The organism is Streptomyces bobili (assembly GCF_002154575.1).
In the GTDB taxonomy this organism is placed as follows: domain Bacteria; phylum Actinomycetota; class Actinomycetes; order Streptomycetales; family Streptomycetaceae; genus Streptomyces; species Streptomyces bobili.
In genome coordinates, this window is sequence record NZ_MUBA01000178.1 from 22,452 (window position 1) to 35,482 (window position 13,031).

Genomic DNA, 13,031 nt, shown 5'->3' on the forward strand with positions numbered 1-13,031 from the left:
GCGCCGGGGCAGGGCGGGGCGGTGATCCCCGGCGGGTCATTCGGTTGCGGCGGTTACGGCAGGGGCGGGTACGCGTTCTGCATCAGCTGCTGGAACTGGGCGGAGAACCAGTGCCCGGAGACCGGCGCGTTCGGCAGGGCGCCGGACATGCTGTTGCCGTTGCGCGGGTTGCCCGTGTACGTCGGGTCGCACATCCGGTCGAAACCCTTGCCCTCGTCGTTCGGGATGGCGCTGCTGGAGCCGTCGGACTCGCCCGGCGGCTTGACCCAGACGTAGGCGTCGATCCCGGCCGCGGGGGCCGCCTGCGGACGTTCGCCGAGGCCGGCACCCGCCTGGTTGCACCAGTTGCCGATGTGGATGCGGCGGTCGTAGCGACCGCCTTCGATGTACGTGTCGACGGTGGTCGTGGCGCCCGGTCCGGCGGGCCGGGCGGTGCCGCCCCAGCCGTTGCGGGAGGTGTCGATCAGCATGCCGATACCGGAGTTGAAGCCGGTCGTCACCAGCTGGTTGCGGAAGCCCTGGGCGAAGGACAGCTCGTCGACGTAGCGGTTCCAGTCGACCCACTTCGACTCGCGGACCGACTTGCCGGCCACGTTGTCGTTGATGGTGAAGTTGTTCTCCTTCAGGGCGCTGTAGTTGGCCGTGTTGGTGATGAAGCCGTGGACGTCGTTGACGGTGGCGCCCTCCGCGGTCGCCGCCTCCTTGAACAGGGCGGCGCTGGGGGCGAAGTTGTCGTCCCAGCCGATCCAGCCGTGGTGGCCCGCGTCGATGTAGTTGTAGACGTTGGGCGCGTCACCGAGCTTGTTCAGGGCGTAGCCGACGCCCTTCTGGTAGTTGCCGTTGGCCTTCATCACGTCGCACTGCGGCGTGGCCGTGGGGCGGCTGCCGGTGTTGGTGACGAGGTTGGGCAGCGAGTCGATCTCGATGGTGTTGACGATGCGCAGCCCGGCGTACTTGGAGTCGGCGAGGATCGCCGCGATGGGGTCGATGTACTGCGTCTTGTACTTGTCGATCTCCGTCGGGCCCAGCTCGCCGTTGGAGGCGAGGGCGGCGCAGTCACGGCCGGGCAGGTTGTAGATGACCAGCTGGACGACGAGTTCGCCGGAGCCCTTCTGCGTCAGTGCCGCGTCGAGGTGGTCGCGCAGGCCCATGCCGCCGTTGACGCCGTTGATCGCGGCGATGCGGTCGAGCCAGACGGCGGTGGGCTGGTTGGAGACACGGCTGCCGCCCGGTTCGGCCGCGGCCTTCGCCGACCACTCGGGGTTCACGTACACCTTGGCGCCGGCGTAGGGGTTGTCGACCTTGGTGCTCGGACCGGTCGGACCGGGGTCCGTCGGACCGGGGTCGGTGGGGCCGCCGCCGTCGACGTTGCAGGTGACGCCGTCGAGGGTGAAGGTCGCCGGGACCGCGTTGCTGCCGCTGTAGGTGCCCTGGAACCCGAAGCTGGCCGAACCGCCCGTCGCCAGCGTGCCGTTGTAGCTCTCGTTGGCGGCGGTGACGGCCGCGCCGGACTGGGTGACCTTCGCGTTCCAGGCGTTGGTGACCTTCTGGCTCCCGGCGTACGACCACTTCACGGCCCAACTCGACTTGGCGGCCGAGTTGTTGGTGACGGTGACGCTGGCGGTGAAGCCACTGCCCCAGTCGTTCTGCACCTTGTAGTCGACGGTGCAGGGCGCGGCGGCGATGCCGGCGTCACCGGGGACGACGGCGAGTGCCGTCCCGGAGGCACCGGCGACCAACGCCAGTGCGGCGAGTATCGCTGTTCTGCTACGGCTCATGAGTGCGGGTTTCCTTCTCGGTCGCGGGTGTCGATGGGTGCGCGGTTCCCTAGCGGTTGCGGTGGTCGGGTGGTGCTGGTGTCAGCCGTTCAGGGCGCGCCGATGATCACGCGGCCCGGTGCCGTACGCGGTGGGTGTCCTGTCGTGCCCCGAGTTCAGGGACGGACCGGTGGAGCAGTCCCAGGTGCTCCAGGTCCGGCCCCCGGGCACGACAGTCCGCGGTCGTCGAAACACGTCATGATCTGGTCGTCGAATCCGGGTGAACGGCTGTTCTCGCCGATCTCCCCTGCCACCGGCGGAACCCGGGCGGCGACGGGGGCGAGTGTGAGGTTCCGACAGCGTTCGTCGGAGAAGGGATCCTGTATCCCGGCGACCAGCCGGGACGCCGGAGCGCGGCGCCTGTCCGGCATCGGTTTCCGGCATGGGTTTGCGGCATCGGACTGCGGCAGTCGGCGTGCACGTCGGAGCGGTCGGCCGACCGGCCCGTGTACTGGCCTTGCGTCCGGTGCGGTTCGACGATCGGCGTCATGCCGTGCGCCTCGACACGTGCCACCGGCCGACGTCGACGTCGCACGTTGTGCCGTTGTGGCTGTGGCTCTCGTTCGTCGCGACGACGGTCGTACCGGACCGGGACCACGTGCGTTCCAGCCCTGCGTGACCTTCTGCCCGTCGGTGAAGTCGAAAGTCAGGCGCCGGCCACTCATGGCGGCCGTGTGGTCGGTGACCTTCACGGCCACCGGAAAGCCGGCGTACCCCGGCACGGTGACGAAGTGCTCCACCGTGCGGACGGGTCCGGCTCCGTGCGCCGTCATGACCGGCAGGGTCGCCCAGGGCGAGGGCGAACGTGCCGGTGACGGCTAAAAGTACTGAACGCGGGGGGTGTCGCATGAGCGACTCCTTACAGCTCGGGCGCGTCGGTACGGACGCGTCGACTGATGGAACCGCTCCCACTGGTGTCAACGAAGCTAGCGCCAAGTGTCGGCAAAGAACAGAGGAGGCGCTGACTTTCCCTCAGCAACGTGTGTCGAATCTTTTCGACTCTTCAAGCACCTTGACCGCTCACACCCCCGTCCCCACTATGGGAGCGCTCCCACTGGTTCAAGGCTTGTTGCTCCTCCCCCCTTCTCCGAGCCGCAAGGAGGAACCAGCACCATGGATCCCTCACGCAGACGCCGCAGGGCGCGGCGACTGTGGACCGCCGCTCTGGCGGCCCTCGCGCTCCCCCTGGCCACACTGAGTACGCTCACAACTTCCGCCCAGGCTGCGGCACTTCAGTGCAGCGTGGACTACAAGACGAACGACTGGGGCTCCGGCTTCACCGCCGATCTGACCCTCACCAACCGTGGCACGGACCCGATCAGCGGCTGGACCCTGGCGTACGCCTACGCGGGGGACCAGAAGCTGTCGAACGGCTGGAACGGCAGCTGGTCGCAGTCGGGCAAGCAGATCACGGTGACCAACGCCTCGTACAACGGGACGATCGCCGCCGGCGCGGCGGTCAGCACCGGGGCGCAGTTCACCTACAGCGGCAGCAACGCCGCTCCCGCGAGTTTCTCCGTCAACGGCACGCCCTGCACCGGCGCCCACCAGCCGCCGATCACGGTGCTGACCAGCCCCACCGCGGGCGCGGTCTACACCCAGGGTGACGCGGTGCCGCTCGCGGCCACCTCGGCGGCTGCCGACGGCGCGACCGTCTCCAAGGTCGAGTTCTACGACGACACGGCCCTGCTGGGCACCGACACCAGCGCGCCCTACTCACTGTCCGCCTCCGGGTTGACCGTGGGCAGTCACTCTCTGGTCGCGAAGGCCTACGACAGTCTGGGCGCCTCCGCATCGTCCACGCCGGTCGGCATCACGGTCGCCTCGGGACCGGCCCTGGTGGCCTCCACCACCCAGCTGGCCGTCCAGCAGGGCAAGACGGGAACGTACGAGATACGGCTCTCCACGCAACCGTCGGCCAACGTGACCGTGACGACCGCCCGGACGAGCGGCAACACGGGACTCACGGTGACCGGCGGCGCGAGCCTGACGTTCACGCCGTCGAACTGGAACACCGCACAGCGGGTGACCATCACGGGCAACAGCTCCGGCACGGGCGCGGCGACCTTCGAGTCGTCGGCGACCGGGCACGCCAAGGCCTCGGTGACGGCCACCCAGATCGCCGCGACGAAGGCGTACGACGCGCGCTTCCTGGAGCTGTACGGCAAGATCACCAACCCGGCGAACGGCTACTTCTCGCCCGAGGGGATCCCGTACCACTCGGTGGAGACGCTGATCGTCGAGGCCCCGGACCACGGGCACGAGACCACGTCGGAGGCCTACAGCTATCTGCTCTGGCTGCAGGCGATGTACGGCAAGGTCACGGGCGACTGGACCAAGTTCAACGGCGCCTGGGAGATCATGGAGAAGTACATGATCCCCACCCACGCCGACCAGCCGACCAACTCCTTCTACAACGCCTCCAAACCGGCGACGTACGCGCCGGAACTGGACACGCCCAACGAGTATCCGGCGAAGCTGGACGCCGCCGTGTCGGTGGGACCGGATCCGATCGCCGGTGAGCTGAAGACCGCGTACGGCACGGACGACGTCTACGCCATGCACTGGCTCCAGGACGTCGACAACGTGTACGGCTACGGCAACTCCCCCGGGAAGTGCCAGGCCGGCCCGTCCGACACCGGCCCGTCGTACATCAACACCTTCCAGCGCGGTGCGCAGGAATCGGTGTGGGAGACAGTGCCGCAGCCGACCTGCGACAACTTCACGTACGGCGGCAGGAACGGTTACCTGGACCTGTTCACCGGTGACGCCTCCTACGCCAAGCAGTGGAAGTTCACCAACGCCCCGGACGCCGACGCGCGGGCCGTGCAGGCCGCGTACTGGGCGGACATCTGGGCGGAGCAGCAGGGCAAGGGCAGCCAGGTCTCGGCCACCCTCGCCAAGGCGGCCAAGATGGGCGACTACCTGCGCTACGCGATGTACGACAAGTACTTCAAGAAGGTCGGCAACTGCGTCGGTCCGTCGGCCTGCCCCGCGGGCACCGGCAAGGACTCCTCGCACTACCTGCTGTCCTGGTACTACGCGTGGGGCGGCGCCACCGACACCAGTGCCGGCTGGGCCTGGCGCATCGGATCCAGTCACGCGCACGGCGGCTACCAGAACCCCCTGGCCGCCTACGCGCTCAGCAGTTACGCCGACCTGAAGCCCAAGTCGGCCACGGGACAGGCGGACTGGGCCAAGTCGCTGGACCGTCAGCTGGAGTTCTACCGCTGGCTCCAGTCCAGTGAGGGCGCCATCGCGGGCGGGGCGACGAACAGCTGGGCGGGCCGCTACGCGACTCCCCCGGCCGGGAAGTCGACCTTCTACGGCATGTACTACGACCAGCAGCCCGTCTACCACGACCCGCCGTCCAACCAGTGGTTCGGCTTCCAGGCGTGGTCGATGGAGCGGGTGGCCGAGTACTACCAGCAGACGGGTGACGCCGACGCCAAGGTCGTCCTGGACAAGTGGGTCGACTGGGCCCTGTCCAAGACCACGGTCAACCCGGACGGTTCCTTCCTCATCCCCTCCACCCTCCAGTGGTCGGGCCAGCCCGACACCTGGAACGCGTCGAGTCCCGGTGGCAACACCGGACTTCACGTCACCGTCGCCGACTACACCAACGACGTCGGGGTGGCCGCCGCCTACGCCAGGACTCTGACGTACTACGCCGCCAAGTCCGGTGACGCGGAGGCGAAGGCGACGGCGAAGGCGCTGCTGGACGGCATGTGGACCAACAACCAGGACGCCCTCGGCATCGCGGTCCCCGAGACCCGCGCCGACTACAACCGCTTCGACGACGGCGTGTACGTCCCGAGCGGCTGGACCGGCACGATGCCGAACGGCGACCCGATCAGCGCCTCCTCGACCTTCGACTCGATCAGGTCCTTCTACGAGGACGACCCGTCCTGGTCGAAGATCGAGAGCTACCTCGCGGGCGGAGCCGCGCCCGTGTTCACGTACCACCGGTTCTGGGCCCAGGCGGACATCGCCATGGCCATGGGCTCGTACGCGGAGCTTCTCGAATAGGTCCCCGCCAGGGCCTCACGTCCGGATCAGGCCCGGCCCGATCCGGACGTGAGGCCCGAAGGCTCCGCGTACCGCGCCGGGCGGTCCCCACCCGCACAGGGGGACCGCCCGGTCGTCGCACCTCCCGCACGACGACCCCTCATCTGGGCTCACATGGCTTCGCGAGGAAGGACCCCCACCGTGCGAAGAACCCGCATCCTCACGGCCGCGCTGGCACTCGCGGCCGGCCTGCTCGCCGGCACCCCGCCCGCACTGGCCGCCGACGGCGCTCCCCCCACCACGACCCTGGCGGCGGAGTCGTACTCCTGGAAGAACGCCCGGATCGACGGCGGCGGTTTCGTCCCGGGCATCGTCTTCAACCGCAAGGAGAAGGACCTCGCCTACGCCCGCACCGACATCGGCGGCGCCTACCGCTGGCAGCAGAACAGCAAGACCTGGACGCCGCTGCTGGACTCGGTCGGCTGGGCGAACTGGGGGCACACGGGCGTGGTGAGCCTGGCCTCCGACTCCGTCGACCCGGACAAGGTGTACGCGGCCGTCGGCACGTACACCAACAGCTGGGATCCGGGGAACGGGGCCGTCATGCGCTCCGCGGACCGCGGCGCGAGCTGGCTGAAGGCGGGTCTGCCGTTCAAGCTGGGCGGGAACATGCCCGGCCGGGGCATGGGTGAGCGGCTCGCCGTCGACCCGAACCGGGGCAGCGTGCTGTACCTGGGCGCGCCGAGCGGCAAGGGGCTGTGGCGGTCGACGGACTCGGGGGTGACCTGGTCACAGGTGGCCAACTTCCCCAACGTGGGCAACTACGTGCAGGATCCGAGCGACACGAGCGGCTACTCCTCCGACAACCAGGGCATCGTCTGGGTCACCTTCGACGAGTCCACGGGCACCTCGGGCAACGCGACGAAGACGATCTACGTCGGTGTCGCGGACACCGCCAACGCGGTGTACCGCTCGACGGACGCCGGCGCGACCTGGTCGCGGGTGGCCGGACAGCCGACGGGACAACTCGCGCACAAGGGTGTACTGGATACCGTCAACGGCCAGCTGTACATCGCATACAGCGACAAGGGCGGCCCGTACGACGGCGGGAAAGGCCGGCTGTACCGGTACGCGACGGCCACCGGCACCTGGACCGACATCAGCCCGGTGGCCGAGGCCGACACCTACTACGGCTTCAGCGGTCTGACGCTCGACCGGCAGCGTCCCGGCACGGTGATGGCGACGGCCTACAGCTCCTGGTGGCCAGACACCCAGATCTTCCGCTCCACGGACAGCGGCGGCACCTGGACGAAGGCCTGGGACTACTCCTCGTATCCCACCCGCCAGAACCGCTACACCATGGACGTCTCCTCCTCCCCCTGGCTGACCTGGGGCGCGAACCCGTCGCCGCCCGAGCAGTCGCCGAAACTGGGCTGGATGACGGAGTCGCTGGAGATCGACCCGTTCGACTCGAACCGGATGATGTACGGCACGGGCGCGACGGTCTACGGCACGGAGAACCTCACCCAGTGGGACTCCGGCGGCCAGTTCACCATCAAGCCGATGGTGCAGGGCCTGGAGGAGACCGCGGTCCTGGACCTGGCCTCTCCGCCGTCCGGTGCCCCGCTGCTCAGCGCCCTCGGTGACATCGGCGGCTTCCGGCACACGGATCTGACCAAGGTCCCGTCGATGATGTTCAGTTCGCCGAACTTCACCACGACGACGAGCCTGGACTTCGCGGAGGCCGTCCCGAACACGGTGGTGCGGACCGGGAATCTCGACTCGGGCCCGCATGTGGCGTTCTCGACGGACAACGGCGCCAACTGGTTCGCGGGCACCGATCCCTCGGGGGTGAGCGGCGGCGGGACGGTGGCCGCGGCGGCGGACGGCAGCCGCTTCGTGTGGAGTCCGGCGGGCGCGGGCGTGCACCACACGACGGGCTTCGGCACCTCCTGGTCGGCGTCGAGCGGCATCCCGGCCGGCGCGATCGTGGAATCCGACCGCGTCGATGCCAAGACGTTCTACGGGTTCAAGTCGGGCAAGTTCTACGTCAGTTCGGACGGCGGCGCGACCTTCACCGCCTCCCCGGCGACCGGTCTGCCCAGCGGGGACAGCGTGCGGTTCAAGGCGCTGCCGGGCGCGAAGGGCGACATCTGGCTGGCCGGCGGGGCGAGCGACGGGGCCTACGGGCTGTGGCACTCCACGGACGGCGGCGCGAGCTTCACCAAGCTGTCGAACGTCGAGCAGGCCGACACGATCGGCTTCGGCAAGGCGGCCCCCGGCGCCTCGTACCAGACGCTGTACACCAGCGCGCAGATCGCCGGAGTGCGGGGCATCTTCCGTTCCACGGACAAGGGCGTGACCTGGACGCGGATCAACGACGACGCCCACCAGTGGGGTTGGACCGGCGACGCGATCACGGGTGACCCGCGGGTCTACGGCCGGGTGTACGTCTCGACGAACGGCCGGGGCGTGATCTACGGCGACACCTCGGACCCCGGAGGCGGGGGTGGCGGTGGCGGTGGCGGTACGGACCCGACGCCGACGGGCGCCTGCGCGGTGACGTACACGATCACCAACCAGTGGTCCGGCGGCTTCCAGGCAGACGTGAAACTCGCCAACACGGGGACGAGCGCCTGGTCGGGATGGTCGCTGAACTGGGCCTTCGCCAACGGTCAGACGGTGTCCCAGCTGTGGAACGCCGAGCACACCCAGTCGGGAGCCACGGTGACCGCCAGGAACATCGGCTGGAACGGCAACGTGGCGGCGGGCTCCTCGGTGAGCTTCGGCTTCACGGGCGACTGGTCGGGCACCAACGCGAAACCGGCCGCGTTCAAACTCGGTGATCAGAGCTGTGCGGTGAACTGAGCCGCCACCGGGAGGACCCTGGACCCGTGGGGCGCGTGCCGCGACCGGCACGCGCCCTTCGCGCGGAAGGGGTCAGGGCGTGTAGACCGTCGGCCGGGGTGCCGTCGCCATGCCGTTGCCGATGAAGAAGCTCGGGTGGGGCGGCTGGTTGTAGGCGGTGTTCTGCCAGGCCAGGGCCGTACGGTACTGGGTGTCGTGCAGCAGGGTGGTGATCTTCGTGCCGGTCTCGACCGGCGTGGAGTAGATGCGCAGGGCCGTGTTGTTCGAGGTCGGCCAGACGACCTCCTCACGCCAGTCGCCGAGGATGTCCCCGGACAGGGACGGCGTGGACTTGGTGCCGTTGTTGGAGTGGACCCCGGAGGCGGTCAGCAGGCGGGTGTCGCCGGAGGTGCCGTACTTGTCGATACGGGTGCCGTCGAGGAGTTCGCGGACGGGGTCGCCGTCCCACCAGGTGACGAAGTTGATGCTGGACGGCTCGCGGCCGAGGGAGGCGCCGGTCGCCGAGCGCAGGGTGGTGTCGGAGGCGGACCAGGCCTCGGCGCCCGCGCTGCCGGCGTAGATGTCGGCGGCGACGCCTCGGCCGTTGTCCGCGCCGGACGCCGTCTGCCACAGGATCTGGCCGGTGCGTGCGTCCGCCATCCAGGAGCCGGGCTTGCTGGTGTCCTCGGAGACCTTGAAGTACTCCAGTCCGGCCCGCGACGGCACGAGGTCACCGAGGTGGCCCGCGTCACCGTGGCCGAGCTTGGTGGTCCACAGGCCGTTGCCGTTGTCGTCGACGGTCATCGCGCCGTACACGATCTCGTCCTTGCCGTCGGCGTCCACGTCGGCCACGGACAGCGAGTGGTTGCCCTGACCGTCGTAACCCTTCCCGGAGTTGGTGGAGGAGCTGGTGTCGAAGGTCCAGCGGCGGGTGAAGGCGCCGTTCCGCCAGTCCCAGGCCGCGATCACCGTACGGGTGTAGTAGCCGCGCGCCATGACGAGCGACGGGCGGGTGCCGTCCAGGTAGGCGGTGCCGGCGAGGAAGCGGTCGACGCGGTTGCCGTAGGAGTCGCCCCAGGAGGAGACGGTGCCGCGGGCCGGTACGTAGTCGACCGTGCCCATCGCCTTGCCGGTCTGCCCGTTGAACATGGTGAGGAACTCGGGGCCGGCCAGGACGTAACCGCTGGAGTTGCGGTGGTCGGCACTGGAGCTGCCGATGACCGCGCCGGTGCCGTCCCTGGTGCCGTCGGCCGTCTTCATGGCGACCTCGGCCTTGCCGTCGCCGTCGTAGTCGTACACCTGGAACTGCGTGTAGTGGGCGCCGGAGCGGATGTTGCGGCCCAGGTCGACGCGCCACAGGCGGGTGCCGTCGAGCTTGACGGCGTCGACGACCGTGTTGCCGGTGTAGCCGGACTGGGAGTTGTCCTTGGCGTTCGTCGGATACCACTTGAGGACGAACTCGAGCGCGCCGTCGCCGTCGAGGTCACCGACGGAGACGTCGTTCGCCTCGTAGGTGTAGGCCACGCCGTCGGGGGTGGTGCCGCCGGCGGGCGGGGTGATCGGTACGTCCTTGTAGCCGGTGCGCAGTTGGACCGCGTGGACCGAGTCGGCCTGTTCGGCACCGCCGACGACCGCGCGGACCGTGTAGTCGGCCTGGGCCGGGGCGCCGGAGTGGAAGAAGTTCGTGGAGCCGCTGACCGGGGTCGAGTTGACCTTGGTCCCGGCCCGGTAGACGTTGAAGGACACGTCGTTCGGGTCGGTGCCGAGCCAGCGCCAGCTGACCAGGTTGCCGCTGTCCGTGTGCACGCTGACGACTCCGCGGTCGAGCCTCTCGACCTGGCGGGCGGTGGCCGCTTCGGCGCTGTCCGTGGCCAGCGTGGTGAGTCCGGCGCCGACGAGCGCCGTCACCGCGACCGAGGCGGCGAGGACGGCGGTGCGGCGGCGTCTGCGGTGCGCGGGCGGACCCGGACGGTTCTGCGCGGGTGCGGGCGCGGGTTCGGGCGTGGGTGAGTGCGGGTGCGGGTGCTGCACGTGACGTACCTCCCGAGAGGGCGGACGGGTTCCGCTCTCTCAGTTGCCGTCGGCGGGCCTGGGGTTGCCGGGGTCGTCGTACGGATTTCCGGCGGCGGCGCGGTAACGCTCGGCCAGCGTGGTCACGGTCCGGGCGAGGCGCGCCCGCAGTTCGGGCGGGCCGAGCACCTCCGCGCCCGCGCCGAGGCCCAGGAACTCGTCGTGCGCCCGCTCCACGGACTCGATGGGGACGGTGACCACGATCCAGCCGTCGGCGTCCGCCTCCGCGCCCTCCCCCACGGATTCCGCCACGGGTCTCGCGCGTGCCAGGGTCACGCCCGGTGCCAGCCGCACCACCGCCTCGGCGGTGTGGAGCCGCTCGTGGAAGTCGCGCTGGTACGCCGTCCAGTAGGCGGCCAGGTCGAAGTCGTCCGGGCGGACGAACCGCTCCCCGGAGACGGTGAGGCGGAGGATCTGGTCGACGCGGAACGTCCGCGGGCCGGGACCGGCGACGACGTACCAGCGGCCCGCCTTGAGGACGAGGCCGTACGGCTCCAGCCGGCGGTCCACGTCGGTGGGCGTACGCCATCGACGGTATGCGATATCCAGTACACGGTTGTTCCACACGGCGTCGGCGACCGCCGGCAGATACGGTGCCTCCTCCGCCCGCGCGTACCAGCCGGGCGCGTCCAGATGGAAGCGCCCGGCGACCCGGTCGGCGTGTGCGCGCAGTTGCTCCGGCAGCGCCGCCCGCACCTTCAGCTGGGCGGCGGCCAGCACCGCGCCGAGGCCGAGTTGTGCCGCGGGACCGGGCACGCCCGCCAGGAACAGCGCCTCCGCCTCCTCGGTGGTGAGCCCGGTCAGCCGGGTGCGGTACCCGTCGAGCAGCCGGTATCCACCCGCGTGCCCCGCGTCGCCGTACAGCGGGACGCCCGCCGCACCCAGGGCCTCGACGTCCCGGTAGACCGTGCGCACCGACACCTCCAGCTCCGCCGCGAGCTGGGCGGCGGTCATCCGGCCGCGGGTCTGGAGCAGCAGCAGGATCGAGACGAGTCGGCTGGACTTCACTGACACAGGATGTCAGTGAAGCGCCCCTAACGTCGCGCCATGGCCTTCACCGAGAAACTGCTGACCGTGCACCCGCCGATCGAGGTGGCGGGACGGAGCATCAAGCGCTACCACGTCACCGGCGACCCGGCGGGCATCGCGCCCGACGTGGAACGGGCGGCGTACGCGATCCTGCCGGAGCTGCTGCCGGAGCCGGACGGGACACCGCCGGCCACGTTCGTCGTGCTGCACCGGGGCGGCGACGACGGCGCCTACCTCAACGCCTACAGCTGGGTGTGGGACAACGTCCTGCACTTCCGGGGCGCGGCCGCGGGCCAGCCGGTGCTGGGCTGCCCGGACCGCGATCCCGCGCACTTCGTCGCGACGGACCGGCCGTGGATCGGCTGCGTCTGGGAGCTGCCGCCCCTCCTGCACGAACGGGACGCGTGGGTACGCCACCTCCTCGCGCCCGAAGTGCCGGACCTCGGCGCCTACATGAGCGACTCGATGCCCGCCGGAACCACGGGGGACCGCGCATGAGCACCGCCCACGACTTCGACTTCCTCCACGGCGAGTGGCAGGGCCGCCACCGCCGCCGCTCCGGCTTCCTCGACCCCGGCAGCGACTGGGAGCCGGAGTTCCCGAGCACCAGCCACTGCCTGCCCGTGTTCGACGGGGCCGCGAACCTCGACGAGATCGACATGCCGCACCTGGGATCCAAGGGGCTGACGCTGCGGCTGTTCGACCCGTCGACGCGGCAGCGGTCGCTGCACTGGTCGTCCAGCGGCACCGGCCGGCTGTTCCCGCCCGTCGTCGGCCGGTTCACCGGCGGCCGGGGCGAGTTCCACGGCGAGGACACCTTCCCCCACTCTCCGCTTCGGTCGAGCGGGGGACCCCCATCGGCAAGGATGTGCGTGGGCGTTTCGTATGGTCGGGAGTGTCGGCGACGGCGGCCCGCTGGGAGCAGGCGTTCTCCGCCGACGGCGGGGACCTGGGTGACCAACTGGATCATGGACTTCACACGTCCGCCGACGCCGCCCCCGGCTTGCGGTACGCCCTGAGCGTGAACCAGGGATCGGGGCGGGGCCGGTCCTGATCGGGCAGCGCGGCCAGGCGCGCGGCGAACGTCTCCGCGATCGGCTCGCCCGGCGGCAGCGTGACGAACCAGCCGCGCCGCAGGTCGGCGATGGTCCGGCGCGGGCTGCGGCCCTGACCTCGGCCGGGAAAGCGGCCGTGCCCCGCGGGGACGAGGCCGCGGCCGGCGGCGTAGGAGTCGACGAGCGCCGCCGCGTCGCGGGCCGC

Annotated in this window: 7 protein-coding genes and 1 pseudogene; 4 read left to right on the forward strand and 4 right to left on the reverse strand. The window is 70.2% G+C overall.

Features of this window, described 5'->3' with window-relative positions; genetic code table 11:
* Positions 1–53: 53 nt before the first annotated feature.
* On the reverse strand, positions 54–1,778 hold the full coding sequence (locus tag BZL64_RS15370; RefSeq protein ID WP_086769753.1) for a glycoside hydrolase family 6 protein: 1,725 nt from the start codon (positions 1,776–1,778) through the stop codon (positions 54–56).
* Between the two features lie 1,152 nt (positions 1,779–2,930).
* On the opposite strand from BZL64_RS15370, the gene BZL64_RS15380 reads away from it, so the two are divergent.
* Positions 2,931–5,846, forward strand: a complete 2,916-nt coding sequence (locus BZL64_RS15380) for a glycoside hydrolase family 48 protein (RefSeq protein WP_086769754.1) — start codon at positions 2,931–2,933, stop codon at positions 5,844–5,846.
* 180 nt (positions 5,847–6,026) lie between these two features.
* Positions 6,027–8,693, forward strand: coding sequence for a cellulose binding domain-containing protein (locus BZL64_RS15385; protein WP_086769755.1), 2,667 nt, complete (start codon positions 6,027–6,029; stop codon positions 8,691–8,693).
* Between the two features lie 72 nt (positions 8,694–8,765).
* Here BZL64_RS15385 and BZL64_RS15390 read toward each other — a convergent pair whose 3' ends face one another.
* The gene (locus BZL64_RS15390; RefSeq protein WP_158101533.1) at positions 8,766–10,703 is read right to left on the reverse strand and encodes a rhamnogalacturonan lyase; all 1,938 of its coding nucleotides are present in this window, start codon (positions 10,701–10,703) and stop codon (positions 8,766–8,768) included.
* 39 nt (positions 10,704–10,742) lie between these two features.
* Positions 10,743–11,750, reverse strand: coding sequence for a helix-turn-helix transcriptional regulator (locus BZL64_RS15395; RefSeq protein WP_086769756.1), 1,008 nt, complete (start codon positions 11,748–11,750; stop codon positions 10,743–10,745).
* 39 nt (positions 11,751–11,789) lie between these two features.
* Between BZL64_RS15395 and BZL64_RS15400 the strand changes: the two genes are divergently transcribed.
* Together BZL64_RS15400 and BZL64_RS15405 are read left to right on the forward strand one after the other, a co-directional pair.
* Positions 11,790–12,269, forward strand: coding sequence for a hypothetical protein (locus tag BZL64_RS15400; RefSeq protein ID WP_086769757.1), 480 nt, complete (start codon positions 11,790–11,792; stop codon positions 12,267–12,269).
* Positions 12,266–12,790, forward strand: a complete 525-nt coding sequence (locus BZL64_RS15405; protein WP_341868803.1) for a hypothetical protein — start codon at positions 12,266–12,268, stop codon at positions 12,788–12,790. Before BZL64_RS15400 ends, BZL64_RS15405 begins: the two co-directional genes overlap by 4 nt.
* Here the strand turns inward: BZL64_RS15405 and BZL64_RS15410 are convergent.
* A pseudogene (locus tag BZL64_RS15410) lies at positions 12,747–13,031 on the reverse strand (SAM-dependent methyltransferase); the annotation flags it as partial. The gene BZL64_RS15405 and the pseudogene BZL64_RS15410 sit on opposite strands and share 44 nt — an antisense overlap.